The organism is Sphingobium sp. DC-2, from assembly GCF_000722555.1.
GTDB lineage: Bacteria > Pseudomonadota > Alphaproteobacteria > Sphingomonadales > Sphingomonadaceae > Sphingobium > Sphingobium quisquiliarum.
Window position 1 is genome coordinate 55,774 of record NZ_JNAC01000028.1, and the last position, 21,158, is coordinate 76,931.

The 21,158-nt window shown below is 63.5% G+C and carries 27 protein-coding genes; 24 read left to right on the forward strand and 3 right to left on the reverse strand.

The genetic code is table 11. The annotated features are described in order from the left end of the window. Positions 1 to 5: 5 nt before the first annotated feature. The 17 genes from rplP (at position 6) to ET21_RS0105400 (ending at position 10,050) form a co-directional block, all read left to right on the forward strand. A complete protein-coding gene (gene rplP, locus ET21_RS0105320; protein WP_007686573.1) occupies positions 6 to 437 on the forward strand; it encodes a 50S ribosomal protein L16 in 432 nt (143 codons plus the stop codon). A 3-nt stretch (positions 438 to 440) separates the two neighbouring features. Beyond that, on the forward strand, positions 441 to 644 hold the full coding sequence (rpmC, locus tag ET21_RS0105325) for a 50S ribosomal protein L29 (protein ID WP_021239756.1): 204 nt from the start codon (positions 441 to 443) through the stop codon (positions 642 to 644). A gap of 12 nt (positions 645 to 656) precedes the next feature. After that, positions 657 to 920: a 30S ribosomal protein S17 gene (gene rpsQ / locus ET21_RS0105330; RefSeq protein ID WP_021239755.1), complete on the forward strand. Its 264-nt coding sequence runs from the start codon at positions 657 to 659 to the stop codon at positions 918 to 920. Positions 921 to 1,085: 165 nt separating this feature from the next. Further along, positions 1,086 to 1,454 (forward strand): 50S ribosomal protein L14, encoded by a 369-nt coding sequence (rplN, locus tag ET21_RS0105335; protein ID WP_021239754.1) that lies wholly within the window; start codon positions 1,086 to 1,088, stop codon positions 1,452 to 1,454. Then, positions 1,454 to 1,765 (forward strand): 50S ribosomal protein L24, encoded by a 312-nt coding sequence (gene rplX, locus ET21_RS0105340; protein WP_030538853.1) that lies wholly within the window; start codon positions 1,454 to 1,456, stop codon positions 1,763 to 1,765. The genes rplN and rplX overlap by 1 nt, the downstream gene beginning before the upstream one ends. Next, complete coding sequence (gene rplE, locus ET21_RS0105345) at positions 1,765 to 2,340, forward strand: 50S ribosomal protein L5 (RefSeq protein ID WP_021239752.1); 576 nt, start codon at positions 1,765 to 1,767, stop codon at positions 2,338 to 2,340. Before rplX ends, rplE begins: the two co-directional genes overlap by 1 nt. A 51-nt stretch (positions 2,341 to 2,391) precedes the next feature. Continuing rightward, the gene (rpsN, locus tag ET21_RS0105350; protein WP_009820643.1) at positions 2,392 to 2,697 is read left to right on the forward strand and encodes a 30S ribosomal protein S14; all 306 of its coding nucleotides are present in this window, start codon (positions 2,392 to 2,394) and stop codon (positions 2,695 to 2,697) included. A gap of 12 nt (positions 2,698 to 2,709) precedes the next feature. Next, positions 2,710 to 3,105, forward strand: a complete 396-nt coding sequence (rpsH, locus tag ET21_RS0105355) for a 30S ribosomal protein S8 (RefSeq protein WP_021239751.1) — start codon at positions 2,710 to 2,712, stop codon at positions 3,103 to 3,105. Then, complete coding sequence (gene rplF / locus ET21_RS0105360; RefSeq protein WP_030538855.1) at positions 3,105 to 3,638, forward strand: 50S ribosomal protein L6; 534 nt, start codon at positions 3,105 to 3,107, stop codon at positions 3,636 to 3,638. Before rpsH ends, rplF begins: the two co-directional genes overlap by 1 nt. A 1-nt stretch (position 3,639) precedes the next feature. After that, a complete protein-coding gene (gene rplR, locus ET21_RS0105365) occupies positions 3,640 to 3,993 on the forward strand; it encodes a 50S ribosomal protein L18 (protein ID WP_021239749.1) in 354 nt (117 codons plus the stop codon). Between the two features lie 2 nt (positions 3,994 to 3,995). Further along, positions 3,996 to 4,715 (forward strand): 30S ribosomal protein S5, encoded by a 720-nt coding sequence (rpsE, locus tag ET21_RS25620; protein WP_037470305.1) that lies wholly within the window; start codon positions 3,996 to 3,998, stop codon positions 4,713 to 4,715. Positions 4,716 to 4,720: 5 nt separating this feature from the next. Beyond that, positions 4,721 to 4,900 carry a 50S ribosomal protein L30 gene (gene rpmD, locus ET21_RS0105375; RefSeq protein ID WP_021237852.1) on the forward strand — a complete coding sequence of 60 codons (180 nt, stop codon included), beginning with the start codon at positions 4,721 to 4,723 and terminating at the stop codon, positions 4,898 to 4,900. Positions 4,901 to 5,040: 140 nt separating this feature from the next. Next, complete coding sequence (gene rplO, locus ET21_RS0105380; RefSeq protein WP_021237851.1) at positions 5,041 to 5,565, forward strand: 50S ribosomal protein L15; 525 nt, start codon at positions 5,041 to 5,043, stop codon at positions 5,563 to 5,565. Between the two features lie 323 nt (positions 5,566 to 5,888). Further along, positions 5,889 to 7,253, forward strand: a complete 1,365-nt coding sequence (gene secY, locus ET21_RS0105385; RefSeq protein WP_021237850.1) for a preprotein translocase subunit SecY — start codon at positions 5,889 to 5,891, stop codon at positions 7,251 to 7,253. Between the two features lie 42 nt (positions 7,254 to 7,295). After that, positions 7,296 to 7,952: an adenylate kinase gene (locus ET21_RS0105390; protein WP_030538856.1), complete on the forward strand. Its 657-nt coding sequence runs from the start codon at positions 7,296 to 7,298 to the stop codon at positions 7,950 to 7,952. Positions 7,953 to 8,037: 85 nt separating this feature from the next. Then, positions 8,038 to 8,556, forward strand: a complete 519-nt coding sequence (locus ET21_RS0105395) for an SRPBCC family protein (protein ID WP_081856611.1) — start codon at positions 8,038 to 8,040, stop codon at positions 8,554 to 8,556. A gap of 450 nt (positions 8,557 to 9,006) precedes the next feature. After that, positions 9,007 to 10,050: an acyltransferase gene (locus ET21_RS0105400; RefSeq protein WP_037470310.1), complete on the forward strand. Its 1,044-nt coding sequence runs from the start codon at positions 9,007 to 9,009 to the stop codon at positions 10,048 to 10,050. A 56-nt stretch (positions 10,051 to 10,106) separates the two neighbouring features. On the opposite strand, the gene ET21_RS0105405 is transcribed toward ET21_RS0105400, so the two are convergent. Next, on the reverse strand, positions 10,107 to 10,877 hold the full coding sequence (locus ET21_RS0105405; RefSeq protein ID WP_021237846.1) for a CsgG/HfaB family protein: 771 nt from the start codon (positions 10,875 to 10,877) through the stop codon (positions 10,107 to 10,109). Positions 10,878 to 11,041: 164 nt separating this feature from the next. On the opposite strand from ET21_RS0105405, the gene lepA reads away from it, so the two are divergent. From lepA to ET21_RS0105425, 4 genes are all read left to right on the forward strand, one after another. Continuing rightward, entirely contained in the window at positions 11,042 to 12,847 is a 1,806-nt protein-coding gene (gene lepA, locus ET21_RS0105410) for a translation elongation factor 4 (RefSeq protein WP_030538859.1), read from the forward strand. A 170-nt stretch (positions 12,848 to 13,017) separates the two neighbouring features. After that, a complete protein-coding gene (locus ET21_RS0105415; RefSeq protein ID WP_021237844.1) occupies positions 13,018 to 13,224 on the forward strand; it encodes a DUF2945 domain-containing protein in 207 nt (68 codons plus the stop codon). 54 nt (positions 13,225 to 13,278) lie between these two features. Then, positions 13,279 to 13,665, forward strand: coding sequence for a PH domain-containing protein (locus ET21_RS0105420; protein WP_030538860.1), 387 nt, complete (start codon positions 13,279 to 13,281; stop codon positions 13,663 to 13,665). Between the two features lie 167 nt (positions 13,666 to 13,832). Beyond that, entirely contained in the window at positions 13,833 to 14,516 is a 684-nt protein-coding gene (locus ET21_RS0105425) for a hypothetical protein (protein WP_030538861.1), read from the forward strand. A gap of 405 nt (positions 14,517 to 14,921) precedes the next feature. Here the strand turns inward: ET21_RS0105425 and ET21_RS0105430 are convergent, their stop codons facing one another. Together ET21_RS0105430 and rnd are read right to left on the reverse strand one after the other, a co-directional pair. Beyond that, positions 14,922 to 15,218, reverse strand: a complete 297-nt coding sequence (locus tag ET21_RS0105430) for an I78 family peptidase inhibitor (RefSeq protein WP_037470318.1) — start codon at positions 15,216 to 15,218, stop codon at positions 14,922 to 14,924. Between the two features lie 14 nt (positions 15,219 to 15,232). Next, complete coding sequence (gene rnd, locus ET21_RS0105435) at positions 15,233 to 16,399, reverse strand: ribonuclease D (RefSeq protein WP_030538863.1); 1,167 nt, start codon at positions 16,397 to 16,399, stop codon at positions 15,233 to 15,235. A gap of 127 nt (positions 16,400 to 16,526) precedes the next feature. On the opposite strand from rnd, the gene aspS reads away from it, so the two are divergent. The 3 genes from aspS (at position 16,527) to ET21_RS0105450 (ending at position 21,107) form a co-directional block, all read left to right on the forward strand. Continuing rightward, the gene (gene aspS / locus ET21_RS0105440) at positions 16,527 to 18,311 is read left to right on the forward strand and encodes an aspartate--tRNA ligase (protein WP_030538864.1); all 1,785 of its coding nucleotides are present in this window, start codon (positions 16,527 to 16,529) and stop codon (positions 18,309 to 18,311) included. A gap of 599 nt (positions 18,312 to 18,910) precedes the next feature. Further along, the gene (locus ET21_RS0105445) at positions 18,911 to 19,702 is read left to right on the forward strand and encodes a polyphosphate kinase 2 family protein (protein WP_030538865.1); all 792 of its coding nucleotides are present in this window, start codon (positions 18,911 to 18,913) and stop codon (positions 19,700 to 19,702) included. A 73-nt stretch (positions 19,703 to 19,775) separates the two neighbouring features. Then, positions 19,776 to 21,107 (forward strand): methyl-accepting chemotaxis protein, encoded by a 1,332-nt coding sequence (locus ET21_RS0105450; RefSeq protein WP_051585364.1) that lies wholly within the window; start codon positions 19,776 to 19,778, stop codon positions 21,105 to 21,107. The last annotated feature ends 51 nt before the right edge of the window (positions 21,108 to 21,158 follow it).

The window sequence follows — 21,158 nt, forward strand, 5'->3', positions numbered from 1 at the left end:
GCGTCATGCTGCAACCGAAAAAAATGAAGTTCCGCAAGACCTTCAAGGGCCGGATCAAGGGCGACGCCAAGGGCGGTTCGGCTCTGAACTTCGGCGCCTATGGTCTGAAGGCTCTTGAACCCGAGCGCGTCACCGCCCGCCAGATCGAGGCGGCGCGCCGCGCGATCCAGCGTCACCTTCGCCGTCAGGGCCGTCTGTGGATCCGCGTGTTCCCCGACGTGCCGGTTTCCAAGAAGCCCGCCGAAGTCCGTCAGGGTAAGGGCAAGGGTTCGGTCGAATATTGGGCCGCTCGCGTCAAGCCGGGCCGCATCCTGTTCGAACTGGACGGCGTTCCCGGCCCGCTCGCAGCAGAGGCATTCTCGCGCGCCGCGATGAAGCTGCCCATCAAGACCAAGGTCGTTGCCCGCCTCGGCGACACCTCGCACCTGGAGGGCTAAGCCGTGGCGAACGTTGCCGACCTCAAGACCAAGACGGACGACGAACTGTCGGCCGAACTCAACAACCTGAAGCGCGAGCAGTTCAACCTGCGCTTCCAGGCGGCCACCAACCAGCTGGAAAAGCCCAGCCGCGTGCGTGAAGTCCGCCGGTCGATCGCGCAGATCAAGACCCTGCAGACCGAGCGTTCGCGCTCGGCCGCGAAGTAAAGGAAACACACGATGCCCAAGCGCGTGCTGACGGGAACGGTGGTTTCCGACAAGGCTGACAAGACGGTGGTGGTTCGCGTGGAGCGCAAGGTGAAGCATGCGCTCTACGGCAAGATCATCCGCCGTTCGAAGAAGTACCATGCCCATGACGAGGGCAATGTCTACAAGGAAGGCGAAACGGTCCGCATCGAGGAGACCGCTCCGATTTCCAAGCTCAAGACCTGGAAGGTCGTCGAGCGCGTGGACACCCACAAGTCGCCCGAAACGGCGGCCTGAGGCCAGTCACCGGCCGTAAGGGTCGAAAATTCGGACGCGGGGCTGGCCTTTTCCTGTCGGAAAGGTTACAGGCCCGCGCTTCGTGTTTCGAATCTTCCGGCCGAAACCACGAATTCGGAACCGCCGGGACAGTCTCGGTAGGCCAGATAAGAAGGAACCGGATCCATGATCCAGATGCAATCCAATCTTGACGTCGCTGACAACAGCGGCGCCAAGCGCGTCCAGTGCATCAAGGTGCTGGGCGGCTCGAAGCGGCGCTTCGCGAGCGTGGGCGACATCATCGTCGTCTCGATCAAGGAAGCGCAGCCTCGCGGCAAGGTGAAGAAGGGTGACGTGCATCGCGCCGTCATCGTCCGCACCGCCAAGGACATCCGCCGTCCCGACGGTTCGGTGATCCGCTTCGACGGCAACGCCGCCGTGCTGATCAACAAGAACCAGGAGCCGATCGGCACCCGCATCTTTGGCCCCGTCGTTCGTGAGCTGCGCGCAAAGCAGCACATGAAGATCATCAGCCTTGCTCCCGAGGTGCTGTAATGAGCGCTGCGAAGATCAAGAAGGGCGACAAGGTCGTCGTCCTGGCTGGCAAGGACAAGGGCCGTACCGGCGCTGTCCTGGCTGTGCTGCCCAAGGAGGACAAGGTCCTCGTTGAAGGCATCAACGTGCATGCGCGTCACCGCAAGCCCGACCAGTCGAACCCGCAGGGTGGCATCGACCGCAAGCCGGCGCCGCTCCACATTTCGAACGTGGCGGTCGCTGACAAGGGCGGCAAGCCGACCCGCGTCCGTTTCGAGGATCGCGACGGCAAGAAGGTCCGCGTCGCCGTCAAGTCCGGTGAGGTGCTGTAATGGCCGACAAGTACATTCCGCGCTCCAAGGCGCAGTATGATGCCGAAATCGTCAAGGCGATGACCGAGAAGTTCGGCTACAAGAACGTCATGGAAGTGCCCAGGATCGAGAAGATCACGCTCAACATGGGCGTGGGCGAGGCGACCCAGGACAAGAAGAAGGTCACGTCGGCCGCCGAGGAAATGGAACTGATCGCTGGCCAGAAGCCGGTCATCACCAAGGCCCGCAAGTCGATCGCGCAGTTCAAGCTGCGTGAAGGCATGCCGATCGGCGCCAAGGTCACGCTGCGCCGCGAGCGCATGTATGAGTTTCTTGATCGCCTGATCAACATCGCTCTGCCGCGCGTGCGCGACTTTCGTGGTCTCAATCCGAAGAGCTTCGATGGCCGTGGCAACTATGCTTTCGGCATCAAGGAGCAGATCATCTTCCCCGAGATCAACTATGACCGCATCGACAAGGTGCGCGGCATGGACATCATCGTGACCACCACGGCGAAGACGGACGAGGAAGCGCGCGAACTGCTGCGTCTCTTCGGCTTCCCCTTCCCGCTTGAAGAGCAGAAGCAGGCGGCCTGAAAAGGCCCCGCTTCTCTCCCATTGCATAGACAAAGGAAGAGAACTTAAGTCATGGCGAAACTGAGTTCGATCAACAAGAACGAGCGCCGCAAGAAGCTGGTGAAGAAATATGCCGGCCGCTATGCGAAGCTCAAGGCGATCGCGAATGATACCGCGGCCGACGACAGCGATCGTCTGATCGCGCGTCTGAAGATGGCGGAGATCCCCCGCAACGGCAATCCGACCCGCATTCGGAACCGCTGCGAGCTGACGGGGCGTCCTCGCGCTTACTACCGCAAATTCCGTCTCTGCCGCGTGCAGCTGCGTGATCTGGCCAACAAGGGCCTGATCCCCGGCGTCACCAAGTCGAGCTGGTAAGGATCATTTGAGATGGCATTGACCGATCCCCTGGGTGATATGCTCACCCGCATCCGCAACGGGCAGCAGGCGAAGAAGGACAGCGTTGTGTCCCCCGCTTCGAAGCTGCGCGCCCGCGTGCTCGACGTGCTCCAGCGCGAAGGCTATATCCGTGGCTATTCCGAGGAAGCGCTCGGCAAGCACCCCGGCCTGCGCATCGAGCTCAAATATTTCGAAGGCCAGCCGGCGATCAAGCATGTCGCCCGCGTTTCGAAGCCTGGCCGCCGCGTCTATTCGGGTTCCAAGGAACTGCCGGTAGTGCGCAATGGCCTGGGCATCACCATTGTCTCGACGCCCCGCGGCGTTCTGTCCGACGCCGAAGCGCGCGAGCAGAATGTCGGCGGCGAAGTGCTGGCGGAGGTGTTCTGATGAGCCGTACTGGTAAGAAGCCGGTCGCCGTCCCCGCGGGCGTGACCGCCGCCATCGAAGGCGGTCAGCTGTCGGTGAAGGGGCCCAAGGGCTCCCTGTCGCTGCCGCTGGCCGACGAAGTGACCTACAGCATCGAAGACGGTTCGATCGCCGTGAAACCTGCCAATGACAGCAAGCGCGCTCGCGCTTTCTGGGGCATGCAGCGCACGCTGATCCAGAACCTGATCACCGGCGTGACCGAGGGTTTCTCCAAGAAGCTGCTGATCACCGGTGTCGGCTACCGCGCCAACGCCCAGGGCAAGACCCTGAAGCTACAGCTCGGCTATTCGCATGACGTCGATTTCGCGGTGCCTGAAGGCATCGAGATCAAGACCCCGGATAACACCACGGTCGAGATCAGCGGCATCGACAAGCAGAAGGTGGGTCAGGTTGCCGCCGAGATCCGCCGCTGGCGCAAGCCCGAACCCTATAAGGGCAAGGGCATCAAGTACGCCGGCGAGTTCATCTTCCGCAAGGAAGGGAAGAAGAAGTAAGATGGCAAAGCTTTCCCTCTTCGCGCGGCGCCGCCGCCGCGTTCGCACCGCGCTCAAGGCGGTTTCGGGCCACAAGCCCCGCCTGAGCGTCCATCGTTCGGGCCGTCACATCTATGCCCAGATCATCGACGACGCCCAGGGCAAGACCCTGGCCGCCGCTTCGACCCTGGACAAGGATGTGCGCGGCAAGACCGGCGCTACTTCCGAAGCTGCTGCCGATGTCGGCAAGCGCGTCGCTGCCGCTGCTACGGCGGCGGGCGTCACCAAGGTCGTGTTCGACCGCGGTGGCTTCCTGTTCCATGGCCGCGTCAAGGCGCTGGCCGATGCCGCCCGTGAAGGCGGGCTGGAGTTCTGATCATGGCTGACGAAAACGAAATCCAGGCCCAGCCGGGCGCACCCGCCGCTGTCGAAGGCGGCGAGCAGCAGACCGAGGGCCGTGGTCCCGGTCGTGGCCGTGGCCGTGGCGGCGATCGCAACCGTGGCGAGCGGGGCGGCCGTGGCCGTCGCGACGACCGTCGCGGCAACCGTGACGAGGAGCAGGGCGAGGAGCTGATCGAGAAGCTGGTGCACATCAACCGCGTCTCGAAGACCGTCAAGGGCGGCAAGCGCTTCGGCTTCGCGGCTCTGGTCGTCGTCGGCGATGGCAAGGGCCGTGCGGGCTTCGGCCATGGCAAGGCGCGCGAAGTGCCCGAAGCCATCAGCAAGGCGACCGCTTCGGCCAAGAAGGCGATGGTTCGCGTCCCGCTGAAGGAAGGCCGCACGCTGCACCATGACGGCCTTGGCCATTTCGGTGCGGGCAAGGTGACGGTCCGTTCGGCGCCTGCCGGTACGGGCATCATCGCCGGTGGTCCTATGCGCGCCGTGTTTGAAAGCCTCGGCGTCGCTGACGTCGTGACCAAGTCGAACGGCACGTCGAACCCCTACAACATGATCCGTGCGACCTTCGCGGCGCTGGGCGAGCAGACCAGCCCGAAGTCGGTGGCGCAGCGCCGTGGCAAGAAGGTCGCCGACCTTCTCCGCCGTGGCGGCGCCTCGGCCGAAGTCGCGCAGGCTGACGCCGAAGCGATTGCGGAGTAACTGACATGGCGAAGATCAAGATCAAGCAGATCGGTTCGCCGATCCGCCGCCCCGAAGCTCAGAAGAAGATTCTGATCGGCCTGGGCCTTGGCAAGATGCACCGCGTGGTGGAGCTGGAAGACACCGCGGAAGTCCGCGGCGCCATCAAGAAGCTGCCCCATATGGTGGAAGTGGTCGAAGGCTGAACCCTTCGTTCACAAGGAATGAGGCGGAAGAGGGGGCGACCCCTCTTTCGTTTTTTGTGAAAGGGCGCTAATGGCGCGCCCTCTTTGTTGTCCCGCGATCGCGCGGGGCTGCGCGAACATAGCGAAAGCGAGTGCACGACATGACCAAGCTTAACGAACTCAATGACAATGCAGGTGCCCGCAAGGGCCGGATGCGCGTCGGCCGTGGTATCGGCTCGGGCAAGGGCAAGACCGCGGGCCGGGGCCAGAAGGGTGCGAAGGCGCGTTCGGGCGTCAGCATCAACGGCTTCGAGGGCGGCCAGATGCCGCTCCACATGCGTCTGCCGAAGCGTGGCTTCAACAACATCTTCGCCAAGGATTACGCGATCGTGAACCTCGGCGCGGTGCAGAAGGCGATCGATGCGGGCAAGCTGGACGCCAACGCGACCATCGACCATGCGGCGCTCAAGGCCGCTGCCCTCGCTCGTGGTGGCAAGGACGGCGTGCGCCTGCTCGGAAAGGGCGAACTGACGGCGAAGGTCAACCTGCTGGTTGCCGGAGCGTCGAAGGGCGCGGTTGAAGCGGTCGAGAAGGCTGGCGGCAAGGTAGAGGTGATCGCTGTCGTCCCGGCTGCGGAAAAGGCTGCCGCCAAGAAGGGTACTGCCAAGGCCGCCAAGAAGGGTTGAGCCAAACACAGGCTTGCAAGCATGGCCCCGCTGCCCGATATGGGTGAGCGGGGCTATGTGTTTCCGGGCTGGATAGGCGTAACGATCCTTCCCTTTCTTCGTTGGTGTCGAGCGCGGTCGAGACACGATGAAGGTGCCGAACCCGTTTTTCGACAGGCGCGAAACGAACGGGTGAGGGGGCAGCGCGAAGGACGGGCTGCTCGCGGACTTTGTCGCATCATCGGCAAATCCCGGTTCGACAGCGCCCCATGACCCCGCTAAGGGATTAGCGATTCAGGCTGGAGCGAAGACTTCGGCCAAGAGTGTTTTGAAGGGCAGCCAAGATGGCATCGAGAGCCGACCAGCTCGCATCCAATCTCAGCCTGGCGAAGTTCAGCCAGGCGACCGACCTAAAAAAGCGCCTGTGGTTCACACTGGGCGCGCTGATCGTGTTTCGTTTTCTGAGCTTCGTGCCGCTGCCGGGCGTCGATCCGACCGCGCTGTCGCAGCTTTACCAGCAGACGAATGGCGGCATCCTCGACATCTTCAATACCTTTTCGGGCGGTTCGCTCTCGCGCATGAGCCTGATCGCGCTCGGCGTGATGCCCTATATCACGGCATCGATCGTGGTGCAGCTCGCCGCCAGCCTTTCGCCGCAGCTCGCCGCGATCAAGAAGGAAGGCGAGAGCGGGCGCAAGAAGCTCAACCAATATACCCGCTACGGCACGGTCGGCCTGACCGCCGTTCAGGGCTATTTCATCGCGGTCGGCCTGGAAAGCTTCGGCGCGCAGTCGGGCGTGCAGGCGGTGGTCGATCCGGGCATGCTGTTCCGGGTCGCGGCGGTTATCTCGCTGATCGGCGGCACCATGTTCCTGATGTGGCTGGGTGAGCAGATCACCTCGCGCGGGATTGGTAACGGCGTGTCGCTCATCATCATGGCGGGCATCGTCGCGCAGCTGCCGGTGACGCTCAGCAACCTGTTCAAGTCCGGCAGCGAAGGGTCGATCTCCGGCCTGCTGATCATGCTGATCCTGGTCATGGCGGCTGGCCTGATCCTGCTGATCTGCTTCATGGAGCGGGCGCAGCGCCGGGTGCTGATCCAGTATCCCAAGCGCCAGACGCGCCAGGGGATCATGCAGGCGGATCGCAGCCATCTTCCGCTCAAGGTCAACACCGCTGGCGTCATTCCGCCGATCTTCGCCAGTTCGCTGTTGCTGATGCCGCTCACCATCTCGCAGTTTGCCGGGAATACGGTCGCGGGTGAAAGCCGCCTGGGCGATTTCGTGCTGACGCTGAACCAGTATCTGTCCCATGGCAGCCCGGTCTATATGGCGCTCTATGGCCTGGGCATCGTCTTCTTCTGCTTCTTCTACACGGCTGTCGTGTTCAACCCGGAAGAGACAGCGGACAATCTCAAGCGCAACGGCGGGTTCATTCCCGGCATCCGTCCGGGCAAGAACACCGAAAATTATCTCGATTATGTGCTGACCAGGATCACGGTGATTGGCGCGGCCTATCTGGCGCTGATCTGCCTGGTGCCGGAATTCGCTATCGCGCGGGCCGGTATTCCCTTCTATCTGGGCGGCACCAGCCTGTTGATCGTGGTCAATGTGACGGTGGATACCGTTACCCAGATTCAGAGCCATCTGCTGGCGCATCAATATGGCGACCTGATCAAGAAGGCGAAGTTGAAAGGCCGCCTGCGCTAAGCGCGCGGGCCAGCAAAGCGCACAACAGGGGAGAATGCGCGCATGAATATCATCCTGCTCGGCCCTCCGGGAGCTGGCAAGGGGACCCAGGCCAGCCGTCTGGTCGAGGATCGCGGCATGGTGCAGCTATCGACGGGCGACATGCTGCGTGCAGCGGTGAAGGCGCAGACGCCGGTCGGGCTCAAGGCGAAGGCAGTGATGGAAGCCGGAGAGCTGGTGTCGGACGAGATCGTTTCGGGCATTATCGGCGAAGCGCTGGACGGCCTGCCTGCGGAAACCGGCGTCATCTTCGACGGCTATCCGCGCACGGAGGCGCAGGCCCACTCGCTCGATGCCATCCTTGCGGACCGGGGCCGTTCACTCGACCATGTGATCGAGCTTGAAGTGGACGAAGACGCGCTGGTGGAACGTATCACCGGCCGTTTCACCTGCGCCAGCTGTGGCGAGGGTTATCACGATACGTTCAAGACGCCGAAGATTGCCGACACTTGCGACAGATGCGGCGCTCATGAATTCAAGCGGCGTCCCGACGACAATGAGGAAACGGTGCGCACGCGCATGGCGGAATATCGTGCCAAGACCGCGCCGATCCTGCCGATCTACGAAGCGCGGGGCATCGTGTCGCGCGTCGATGGCATGGCCGATATGGGCGAAGTGACGAAGGCGATCGCCGCGATCTTGGACGGCGGCAAGGGCTGAGCTAAACTCCCGCTGGCATCGTTCGGGGGGGAGGCTCATCCGCTATCGTCTGGAGTATCTGGCCGCAGTCCTGTTGTTCGCGCCCATGCCCGCACAGGCAGAGGTCAGGTCGGCAAGCGACATAGGCTTCGCTGTCGAGAGCAGCGTCGATGTCGCTGCGGACGCCGCCCACATCTACGCCCTGTTGGGATCGCCCCAGCGCTGGTGGAAAGGCGCGCATAGCTATTCGGGCAACGCGGCCAATCTCAGCCTGCAATTAAGGGCAGGCGGATGTTTTTGCGAGACATTGCCACAGGCGCATGGCGAGGCTGGCGGCGTCGAACATGCCCGCATCATCTATGCATTGCCGGGCAAGCATCTGCGGCTGTCAGGCGCGCTGGGGCCGCTGCAGGCCGAAGCCGTCACTGGTACGCTGAACTTCGATATCACCCCCCATGCACGTGGCGCGCGCGTGACCCTGACCTATGTGGCCGGAGGCTATTTGCGTGGCGGCGGAGCTGCGATTGCGCCTGCGGTGGATAAAGTGCTTGGCGAACAGTTGGAGAGCCTCAAGCATGCTGCGGAGGCGGGCAAGAGGGTGCGCGGTTCTCCACCTGCGAGATGAGGCTGGCGTTTGGCGGGTGATTCACGCGGAGCGCGGAGGCGCGGAGTGACGTTGCGAACTGGAGAATAGAGGTTCGCGCAGAGCCCGCAGAAGACGCAGAGGGTTCTAACTTTGGAGATGCCTTGAACGGACTTGTTTAGGTCCGGCGAAAGCCGCTTGATAATGTCACTCCGACGTCGGGCGGTGAGTTCAAGGGAGCCGGAGCAGAGCTGTGAAGGATGCTCCGCGTCTCCGCGCCTTCGGGTGAACCCGAAAGATCAAAGAACTGTTGGTCCCCTGCGATCTTCGCGCTTCTGCGCAAAAACATTCTTTCGGAGCCTTTCATTTGCTTAGCTAACAATGCGATGGCGATACCTTAGGGCACCACGACGCAGAAAAATGAAGGTTAACAACAGTCTCTTAACCACGATCTTAACGGATACGTTGCTCTTTTATTGCTAACGCGCAACTGTGAGTGAAGCCATCCCCTCGCGTTCCCGTCTGACGGAACTCGATGCCTTGCGCGGCATAGGCGCGCTGTGCGTGCTGATATTCCATTATTCCACCCGTTTTCACGAGCTGTTCCCGCAGGCGGCGCATGTGCCGTTCAGCTTTCCAGGCGGCAACTACCGGGTGCTGCTGTTCTTCACCATTTCGGGCTTTGCAATCTTCTTCACGCTCGACCGGATCGGCAGCATCAGGGACTTTGCCGTCAACCGCTTCGCGCGGCTCTATCCGGCTTATCTTGCCGCCATGCTGCTGACCTTGTCGATCGAATATCTGGCGAGCGCGACCCAGCTTCTGATCGGCCCGGAGGCGATCCTCGCCAACTTCACCATGTTGCAGGGCTTTGCGTTTCTTCCCGAAGTCGACGGGGCCTATTGGACGCTGACGGTGGAGATTGCATTCTATGCCTGCATGATCACGCTGTGGAAGGGGATCGGCCTCAAGCGGCTGGAGCCGGTGCTTGCGCTGTGGCTCGTGGTCCGCTGGCTCTATGCGCTGTCGCCCGACATGCCCGAACGCATCGTGATGCTGCTGGTCCTGCGTTATGTACCCTTCTTCGTTATCGGCATGCTGACATACCGGGTCTGGTCGGGACAGCGTAGCTGGAAGCAGCAATGTCCTTATGCCGCGCTCGCGCTGTTGTCGGTCGTGACCATGGAAAGCTGGGACGTGGCCGTGATGGCCTGTATCCTGCTGGCGGGCTTTGCCGCGCTGATCGCCGGGCGGCTGCATGTCGTCGCCGTGCGTCCGCTGATCTGGATGGGCGGGATCAGCTATTCCTTCTACCTGATCCACCAGCATGTCGGCTTCGTCGTGATGCTGAGGATGGCCGATGCGGGCTGGAGCCCCTGGGTTGCCTTCGTCGCGGCATTTCTGGTCGCGCTGATATTAGGCACTGCCATCAACCGCCTGGTCGAGCGCCCCGCAGGCGAGGCGATCCTCAACTGGTGGAAACGGCACCGGATCAAGCGGGACGCACGGGCGGCCATGGTCGCCAGCCAGGCATGAAAAGGGCGCTGCGGCAACGACCGGCAGCGCCCCTTCTTTCGTGAAAGCTGGCCGGCTTACTGCGCGACCGGCGCGGCGGCCGCAGCATTGGCGGGCAGGCCGCCCAGCTGCGTCACCAGCTTCGTATAGGCGTCCAGATAGGCGAGCACGATGACCTGCCCGATTTCGGTATTCTGATAGCCGCCAGCCCCTGCCGCAGCGAAACCGCCCCACCAGCCAGCACCGCCACCGCCGCCGAAGCTGAGGTCCGACTTGCGGGCATAGCCCTCGGTCAGCGCTTCTTCTTCGGTGGTGCGGGCGTTGACAACCGAGAGGGTGACATTCGCCTCACTCTTCTTGATCGAGATGCCGCCAGCCAGAGCGCCCAGCGTCCGGCCGCCCAACAGGCCGCCGATCATGCCGCCAAAGGCATTGCCGCCGCTATTCTTGTTCGAAGAGACGATGTCGGGCTGGAGGAAATAGTCCGCCGCCTTCACCTGGCCACGGCCAAGGTTCGACCCGGCCTGAAGCTCGCCCGAATCCGCCATGGCGCGTTCCATGTTGCGGCTGGCCATGGCGCGTCCGCGATTGACGAGGCCGAAGCAGCCCGATTGCTGGATGAAGACCTTCAGGATCGCTTCGGGGCTTCCCAGGTTCAATTCACGCCACCACTGATTGTCGGGCTCGACAATGGCGACGGTGCCCAGCCGCTTGGTGCAGCGGGGGATTTCGACGGTTTTCTTGGCTTGCTGCTGACGCGCGGAAGACCCCTTGTCAGCGGCGAGCGCCGGAGACGCCGTAGCGGCCAGAGCGGCTGCGGCAGCGATGAACGACGTGAACGTGCGCATGGATTTGCACCCCCTGAGGAAAGTTGCGATCTGTTATGTGTAGTTGGCCACCCGTTAGTGGGGCCAAGCTCTAGCACAACCGCATTACCGTTCAAGCAAGCCGTGAGCGGTGCATGCGCGAGTGCTGCTGACAGGCCCGCAAATGGCTGCTATCGGCGCGGGCCATGACCGATCTTTCGCACATCCGTAACTTCTCGATCATCGCGCATATCGACCATGGCAAGTCGACGCTCGCGGACCGGCTGATCCAGCGCACCGGGGGCCTGACCGACCGTGAGATGTCGGCGCAGGTGCTCGACAATATGGATATCGAGAAGGAGCGGGGGATCACCATCAAGGCGCAGACCGTGCGCCTGGATTATGTGGCGAAGAATGGCGAAACCTATGAGCTGAACCTGATGGACACGCCGGGCCATGTCGACTTCGCCTATGAGGTCAGCCGGTCGCTGGCTGCGTGCGAGGGCGCTCTGCTGGTCGTCGATGCGGCGCAGGGGGTGGAGGCGCAGACGCTGGCCAATGTCTATCAGTCGATCGAGCATGATCATGAGATCGTGCCCGTGCTCAACAAGATCGACCTGCCCGCCGCCGAACCGGAGAAGGTGCGCGCGGAAATCGAGGAGGTGATCGGCCTCGACGCGTCGGAAGCGGTGCTGGCGAGCGCAAAATCCGGCATCGGCATCGATGAGGTGCTGGAAGCGATCGTCGCGAAGATCCCGCCGCCCAAGGGCGACCGCGACGCCCCGCTGGAGGCGATGCTGGTCGATAGCTGGTATGATCCTTATCTGGGCGTCGTCATCCTGGTGCGCGTCGTCAACGGCGTCATCAAGAAGGGTCAGAACATCAAGTTCATGATCGGCGGCACCGAGCATCTGATCGACCGTGTCGGGTGCATGCGCCCGAAGATCGAGTCTCTGCCGGAGCTTGGCCCCGGCGAGATCGGCTTCATCACCGCGCAGATCAAGGATATCAGCCAGACCCGCGTCGGCGACACCATCACCACGGTGAAGAACCCGGCGAAGGAGCCGCTGCCGGGCTTCAAGGAAGTGCAGCCGGTGGTTTTCTGCGGCCTCTTCCCGGTGGACGCCAATGATTTCGAGAAGCTGCGCGACAGCATCTCCAAGCTGCGGCTGAACGATGCGAGCTTTTCATTCGAAATGGAAACCTCGGCCGCGCTCGGCTTCGGCTTCCGTTGCGGCTTCCTGGGGCTGCTGCATCTGGAGATCATTCAGGAGCGGCTGACGCGGGAATATGATCTTGACCTGATCACCACCGCGCCCTCGGTGGTCTATGAGATGCATATGAAGGACGGGGAGGTGAAGCATCTTCACAACCCGGCCGACATGCCTGACCCCAACCATATCGAGATAATCGAGGAACCGTGGATCGAGGCGATCATCTACTGCCCCGATGAATATCTGGGCTCGATCCTGAAACTTTGCCAGGACCGGCGCGGCATCCAGAAGAACCTGACCTATGTCGGCGGCCGCGCGCAGGTCACTTATGAACTGCCGCTCAACGAAGTGGTATTCGACTTTTACGACCGCCTGAAATCGATCAGCCGGGGCTATGCCAGCTTCGACTATCATCAGATCGGCACCCGCGAGGGCGATCTGGTCAAGATGAGCATCCTCGTCAACAATGAGCCGGTCGACGCGCTGTCGATGATCGTCCACCGCAGCGCCGCCGAAGCGCGCGGGCGGCATATGTGTGAGCGCTTGAAGGACCTGATCCCCCGCCACCTCTTCAAGATCCCGATCCAAGCGGCGATCGGCGGCAAGGTGATCGCGCGCGAGACCATCGCGGCGATGCGCAAGGATGTGACCGCGAAATGCTATGGCGGCGACATCACCCGCAAGAAGAAGCTGCTGGAAAAGCAGAAAGAGGGCAAGAAGCGGATGCGCGAATATGGGTCGGTCCAGATTCCGCAGGAGGCGTTTATCGCGGCCTTGCGGATGGGGGATGAGAGTTAAGCCCCTCCGCTACCCCTACTCCGTTCGGACTGAGCCGAGGCGAAAGGCATGAGGCTTCGCCTCGCTCGGCATAGCCCTTCGACTTCGCTCAGGGTGACGGAGTTCTGGGCCCGTGTGCGCGCAACCTCTCTCCTCCTGCCGGGTTCTTGCGCTGGTCAGGAGATCGCGCGATGAAGCAGGAACCCGAGCCCGGCGACAAGGTCAGCTGGAAAAGCCATGGCGGAGAGGCGCATGGCAAGGTGGTGAAGAAGCAGACCAGCCCAACCCGGATCAAGGGGCACAAGGTCGCGGCTTCAAAGGACAATCCGCAGTTCATCGTCGAAACCGGCGAGGGCAAGCGCGCCGCGCACAAGAAGGAAGCATTAGCCAAGGATTGACGCGGGCGGCCCATCCATGATGATGTCCGGCGGCCTTTCTGGACGGGACGAATGATGAGCGACGCCTGGTTGTATGACGAACATCCCGCAATGTTCCGCGCGCATCCGTTCCTGTTCCTGCTGCTGCTGATATCCGTGGCCGGGCTGCTGGCGATCGGCGTCTGGTGGCTGCGGGTGAAAGGTGAGCGGCTGGCGCTGTCCGACCGCGAGGTGCTGATGGAGCGGGGGCTGCTGTCGAAGCAGCGGACGGAGATCGCCCTGTCCAGCATCCGCAGCGTGCGCATCACCCAGAGCTTTGGCCAGCGCATTTTCGACGTGGGCAATGTCGAGCTTTTCAGCGCCGGGGACATGGCCGAAATCGCCATCAAATCCATGCCGCGCCCGGGGCGCATCCGCAACATCGCCGCGTCGCGCAATGTGGACCTGCTGCCGCAGCGCTGATCAATTCGCAGCGCCCCCCTTGACCTTGCGCCGATTTATTTCGACCATAGGCAAGTGAAGGGCCCTTCAAGAGCCTGCATCCGGGAAAGGACGCCACTGGGTGACGCCGCTTCGCAATGACGCGCGCGGCAGTTGCAAGGGGTTTGCCGTTCATGGCGTTGCCGGTGATGCTTTCGCTGCCCGATCTGACCGAACAGGAGCGGGAGGAGGTCAGGCAGGCCTGCGGGTTCGCCTGCGTCCGCTGCGGCGTCACCATCTATCGCTATCTGCGCCTGCCTGACGCGGCGCAGGCGACTTTGCTCTGCCCCACCTGTCACGGACTGGTGGAAGAGGGGCGGCTGACGGCCGCGCAGGTGCACGGTTTCCATACCAATCCGGTCGTCCGCCAGCGCCATTTCGCGCGGGATCGCCTGCCTTTTTCGCCCGAACTGCCGATGCTGATCATCGGGGGCACGCGGCTGTTGCGCGATACGCCGATCCCGCTGGTGCTGGACGGAGAGCCGATCATGATGTTCGCCCCGCCGCGCCGCAGCCGGGGAGCGACGCGGATCAGCCTGCGCATGGGCGCGCCCGACGGATCGCCCGTGCAGGTGATCAACGGCAATGAATGGCTGCCCACGGACGGGAGCTGGCATTTCCTGCTGCGCGGCGACCGGTACAGCATCATGGCGGCGCGCGGGGAGGGGCTGGCGGTCCTGCGCATCGTCGCGCGCAACCGGATCGCGGTGGAGCATCTGCGCACCACCATCCGCGGACGGCGGCTGGAGGTCACGCCCGACTGGCTGGAAATTGACGGGAAGCGCTATGTCGACCGGATCGGCAGCGGGGCGCTGGTGGGGTTGGAATGTTGAGCGCCCCGCGATAGGATTTGGGTGACATAAGTGACACGACAAAGGCACGGAAAAGCGCCGTTTTCGCGTACCGGGTCCAACATTATGTTAAATTTTCAAAGAGCGAGTTGAGCCTAGCGCGTAACCGGGCCTGTAGGACAGAGGAAAATTCAGGCGGAATTTGCGCGCGCCTGTTGCGGCGGGCGGGTCGCGGCTGGGAGGCGGGCTTTTGGAAATCCTCCTGCGCCGCAGGCGTGGGGAGGGGCGTCAGGCGCGCGGGGAAGGTTGCGCTATTTCCCCTCCACCAGCCTGTGGCTGGTCCTCTTCCCCATCCTTGATGGGGAGGATTGGGTGGGTAGCCGCAGGACAAAGCGCGGCGCATGCGCGCGTGGATGCATCCTTGATGGGAGATGGGGAGATTGGTGGTCAGCCGCAGCGGGCGGAGGTGATCAGCATCTGGTCGTCATAGCTGACGGTCAGGCGGTCGGCGCGGAAGTCCATGGTCATGGCCATGCCCGGCGCGCCCCAGCGCAGGGTGCGCGCGCCCGAAGCCTGTAGCAACTGCGCGCCGATGCCGGCGCTCGCCTTCTGGCCGGTGAAGCGGTCCAGCCCTTCGTTCCTGCACGGCCCTTCGGCGGCGGCGGGCGGTGTCGCGGGGCCTTCGCCGCCAGCGCCGGTGCAGGCCGCCACCAGCGGGAGAAGAACAAAGGCTGCTGCCCGGATCATCATCATCGCTCCTATTCGGTCCGCGTCATTTTCAGGCGGCCGCCCTTCACCGTGAAGGCCAGGCGTCCTTCCACCAGATCAACGGCGTCGCGGCCGAATTGTTCATAGCGCCAGCCTTGCAGGATCGGCAGATCCTCGCGCACGCCAGCGGCCAGCGCGTCGATATCGTCGCTCCGCGCGATCAGGCGGGCGGCGACGTTGATGTCGCGCGAGCGGATCTTGAGCAGCAGCTTCAAAAGGTCCGCCACCAGCGCGCCGTCCTTGCCCAGCCCCGGCCGCTTGGGGTCGCGTTCGGGCATCTCGTCCTTGTCGAGAGGCTTGTGGCTGCCCAGCGCCGCCATCAGCCGCGCGCCGATATCGTTGGTCTTCCACGTGGCGGACAGGCCGCGCACCTTGCCAAGATCATCCTGGGTGCGGGGCGGGTGGCTGGCGATGTCGGCCAGCGTTTCATCCTTGACGATGCGGCCGCGCGGCAGATTCTTGTCCTGCGCCTCGATCTCGCGCCAGGCGGCGAGGGCCTTGAGCCGTCCCAGCACATCGGCCTTGCGGCTGGCGATGCGGACGCGCTTCCACGCTTCCTCAGGCTCGTTCACGTAATTTGCGGGATCGCTGATGCGCTCCATCTCCTGATCCAGCCAGTCGCCCCGGCCGGTGCGCTTCAATTCCTCCAGCATCTTGGGGAAAATCTGGATAAGATAGGTGACGTCGCCGATCGCATAGTCGATCTGCCGCTTGTCGAGCGGACGGCGGCCCCAGTCGGTGAAGCGCGCGCCCTTGTCGAGCTGCACGCCCAGCCATGCGTCGACGAGGTTGCCGTAGCCGATCTGCTCGCCAAGGCCGAGCGCCATGGCCGCGATCTGCGTATCGAACAGCGGATGGGGCGTCTTTCCGGTCAGGTTATAGATGATCTCAAGATCCTGCCCACCCGCGTGAAAGACTTTCAGTACATCCTCATTGTCCACCAGCAGGTCGAGCAGAGGGGAAAGGTCCAGGCCCGGCGCCTTCGGGTCAATGGCGGCCGCTTCATTGCCGTCCGCCACCTGGACGAGGCAGAGGTCGGGCCAATAGCTGTTTTCACGCATGAACTCGGTATCGACCGCGATATAGGGCGATTTGGCGATCCGGGCACAAAATTGGGCGAGTGTCTTGCTGTCGGTGATCAGCGGATGGATTTGCATATGGTCTTCGATCTTATTATGGCCTGGCCCGTCGCTCACGGGCTCGTCAATGCTTGACAAGACCGCCCATAGCGGGGCGGCGGCACTTTGTCATTTCCGTAAAACGAAGCTGAAAGATACAAACGCCATGCACGCCTATCGCACTCATACTTGCGGCGCCCTGACTTCGGCCGAAGTCGGCAATGAGGTGCGCGTGTCCGGCTGGGTGCATCGCAAGCGCGATCATGGCGACCTGGTCTTCATCGACCTGCGCGATCATTATGGCATGGTGCAGATCGTCACGGAGGTGGATGGTCCCGTCTTCAAGGTGATCGAATCGCTGCGCGCCGAAAGCGTGGTGACGGTGACCGGCAAGGTGGTGGCGCGTGCGGCGGAGGCGGTGAACCCCAACCTGCCCACCGGCGAGATCGAGATCCGCGCGCTGGACGCGACGCTGCTGTCCGCCGCCGCCGACCTGCCGCTGCCGGTGGCGGGGGAGCAGGAATATCCCGAAGATATTCGCCTGCGCTACCGCTTCCTGGACCTGCGGCGCGAAACGCTGCACGGCAATATCGTCAAGCGCACCAAGATCATCTCCGACATGCGCCGCCGCATGGAAGGGGCGGGCTTCACCGAATATTCGACGCCGATCCTGACGGCGAGCAGCCCGGAAGGCGCGCGCGACTTTCTGGTGCCCAGCCGCATTCATGCCGGGAAATTCTATGCCCTGCCGCAGGCGCCGCAGCAATATAAGCAGCTTCTGATGGTCGCTGGCTTCGACCGCTATTTCCAGATCGCGCCCTGCTTCCGCGACGAGGACCCGCGCGCCGACCGGCTGCCGGGCGAATTCTACCAGCTTGACCTGGAAATGAGCTTCGTCACGCAGGAGGATGTGTGGAACACGATGGAGCCGGTGATCGCCCAGGTGTTCGAACAGTTTGCCGATGGCAAGCCGGTGACCCCGGCGGGCAGCTTTCCGCGCATCCCCTATGATGAAGCGATCCTGAAATATGGGTCGGACAAGCCCGACCTGCGCAACCCCATCCTGATCAAGGACGTGACGGAGCATTTCCACGGCTCCGGCTTCGGCATCTTCGCGTCGCTGGTGGAGAGCGGCAGCGTGATCCGCGCGATCCCCGCGCCGGGCGCCGGGGCGGGCAGCCGGAAATTCTTCGACGACATGAACAATTGGGCGCGGTCCGAAGGCTATTCGGGCCTTGGCTATATCAACATCAAGGATGGCGTGCCCGGCGGCCCCATCGCCAAGAATCATGGCGAGGAACGGACCGCGAAGCTGATCGAGGCGCTGGGCCTTGGCCCCAATGACGGCGTGTTCTTCGCGGCGGGCAAGGAAAGCCAGGCGGCCAAGCTGGCGGGGCTGGCGCGCGTCCGCGTGGGCGAGCAGCTCGACCTGATCGACAAGGATCGTTTCGAACTGTGCTGGATCGTCGATTTCCCCTTCTACGAATATGATGAGGAAACCAAGTCGGTCGACTTCGCGCACAACCCCTTCTCCATGCCGCAGGGCGGGATGGACGCGCTGGAGCATCAGGACCCGCTGACGATCAAGGCGTTCCAATATGACATGGTCTGCAACGGCTATGAAATCGCGTCGGGATCTATCCGCAACCAGTCGCCGGACCTGATGGTCAAGGCGTTCGAGAAGGTGGGCCTCAGCCAGCAGGATGTGGAGGAGCGTTTCGGCGGCCTCTATCGCGCCTTCCAATATGGCGCGCCGCCCCATGGCGGCATGGCCGCTGGCGTGGACCGCATCGTCATGCTGCTGTGCGGCGCGCAGAACCTGCGCGAGGTGACGCTGTTCCCGATGAACCAGCGCGCCGAGGACCTGCTGATGGGCGCGCCCTCGCCCGCCGAGTTCAAGCAGTTGCGCGAACTGCACATCCGGGTGGTGGAGCCGCAGGCGAAGGGCTGATACACCGGGCGTTGCGCTGGGGTTTTTCGCGCAGAGGCGCAGAGGGCGCAGACGGGAAGGTTCTGCGTTTTCTGCGGGCCGTGTGCTTTTTTTGTTCACGCGGAGGCGCGGAGGCGCGGAGTGATTTTTCTCCGCGTCTCCGCGTCTCTGCGTGAGTCATTCTTCTTTGCGGCCGCATCATTGGGGTTGAGTGCTGGCGCGCATTGCGCTGGGATTTTTCGCGCAGAGGCGCGGAGGGCGCAGACGGGAAGGGTCTGGGTTTTCTGCGGGCAGTGTTCTTTTGTTCACGCGGAGGCGCGGAGACGCGGAGTGATTTTTTCTCCGCGCCTCCGCGTCTCCGCGTGAGTCATTCTTCTTTGCGGCCGCATCATCGGGATTGAGCGCTGGCGCGCATTGCGCTGGGGATTTTGGCGCAGGGGCGCAGATGGAAGGCTCTGCGTCCTCTGCGCCTCTGCGCGCACTTTTGATCACGCGGCGACGGGGAGTGACGTCTTCTCCGCGCCTCCGCGTGAACCATTTCTTCCCTGCGCTCACCCGCGCGCGATTTGACTTTTCCTTGTGCCGCGCGTTGCTTCATTGTGACGGGAAAGGAGACGTTCATGGCCATCGACCTTGCCGATTATGAGAAGGGCAAGCCTTTCAAGGGCGATTATGACGCCGAACTCGACAAGTTGCAGGAGCGGCTGGCGAAGATTCAGGTGGCGCATGTCATTCATGACCGGCGGTCGGTGATCCTGTTCGAAGGCTGGGACGCGGCGGGCAAGGGGGGCATCATCAAGCGCATGACGGCGCAATGGGACCCGCGCTTTTACCGGGTCTGGCCGATCGCCGCTCCGTCGGCGGAGGAATGCGACCATCATTTCCTCTGGCGCTTCTGGACCCGGCTGCCCGCGGGCCGCAACATCGCGGTGTTCGATCGAAGCTGGTATGGGCGGGTGCTGGTGGAGCGGGTGGAGGGCTTTTGTTCGAAGGCGGAATGGAAGCGCGCCTATGACGAGATCAACGCATTCGAAAAGCAGCAGGCGGATGCGGGCACCAACATCGTGAAGCTGTTTGTGCACATCACCCAGGAAATGCAGGACAAGCAGCTTGCCGAACGGCTCGACACGCCGTGGAAGCGGTGGAAGACGGGCGCGGACGATTATCGCAACCGCGCGCGGCGGGCGGATTATCTCGACGCCCTGGCGGATATGTTCGACAAGACCGACAGCAAATATGCGCGCTGGCAGGTGATCGACAATAATGACCGGAAATCGGGACGGCTGGCGGCGATGAAGCATGTCGCCAGGACGCTGGAAAAGCTGGTGCCGATGGATTTCCCGGAGGCGGACCCGGAAGTGGTGAAGCTGGCGCAGCAGGCTTTTGGCTATGAGCCGAAGAAAATCGCCTGAAAACAGCCTGTTGTCATCGAATTGTCATAAAAGCCTAACCCGGCATTTACCATTTCCGGGTTAACCGGCCCGCATGTACTTACCCAAGGCACACGATCCGCTGACCGGCGATGCGCCAGCCAAGGCGGCGGAGGGCGGATTGCACCTGATCGCGTCCGCGCCCGTCATCCGCCTGGGCCAGCCGCTGAGCGAGGCGGTGGAGCATTTCCAGCGCGACCCGCATCTGCGCCTGCTGCCGGTGCTGGATGATGAGGATAGCCCGGCGGGCGCGATCTACGAATGGGACATGCGCCGCATCCTGTTCAATCCCTTTGGCCATGCGCTGCTGCGCAACCCCAGTTTCGGCGGGCGGCTGGACGATCATGTCCGGCGCTGCCCGGTGGTGGACCGGCGCGCGAGCGTGGAAACGCTGATCGACATCTATGCGGCGCAAGACAGGTCCTGCGAAGGGCTGATCGTGGTGGAGCAGGGGCGCTATGCCGGGGTCGTGAGCGGCCAGCTTCTGCTGGGGCTGACGGCGGAGCGGGACGCGCGGCTGGCGCTGGCGCGGGCGGCGCGGCTGGAACGGATCACGGGCGAAAGCGCCACTTTCCGGCGCGATGTGGAGGTACTGACGGCCGAACTGGTGAAGGCGGCGGACATGCTGTCCAGCTTTTCCGTCGAAGCGGCGGAGCAGGCGGTGGACAACAGCCAGGCGGCGGGCGGCATGGCGATCGCGGCGGCGCAGACGGCCGATGCGCTGTCGGGCATCGCGGCTTCGGGCACGGAACTGGGGCAGTTGTTCCTGTCGGTCGAGGAAGAGGTGCGCGAAGCGGGCGAGGCGCTGCGCAAGGCCGTCGAACAGGCGCGGCTTGGATCGGCGCACAGCCAGGCGCTGATGGTCGAGGCGGACGGCATCGGCGAGATCACCGCCGTGATCGACGGCATCGCGCGCGCCACGACGACGCTGGCGCTCAACGCGGGGATAGAAGCCGCGCGGGCCGGTGAGGCGGGGCAGGGCTTTGCCGTGGTGGCGCGGGAGGTGAAGACGCTCGCATCCCAGACGCGCGAGGCGGCGGCGCAGATTGCGGGCCGTATCGGCCATGTCCGCGAAAGCGTGGGCAATGTGGCGGCGGGCCATGCGCATATGGATGCAGCGATCATGACGGCGGACCGGCTCGCCGCATCTGTGTTCGACGCCGTGGCGCGGCACGGCGCGTTCAGCCGCGCGATAGCGGCGAGCGTGGCGGAAGCGAGCGCGTCGAGCGACCATATCCGCGCGCGCGCGAGCGAGATCAGCGACAGCGCCACCGCCGCGGCGGACGGGGCGCGGGCCATTGGCGGCACCGCGCGGCGGCTGGCGGACGAGACCCGGCGGCTCGACGCGCGGGCCAGCGCCTTCATCCGCGCGATCCAGGCGGCGTGACCCGTCGAAACGGACTGGCGCGCGGCGCAAATGCGGCTAGTCTGGCTCTCC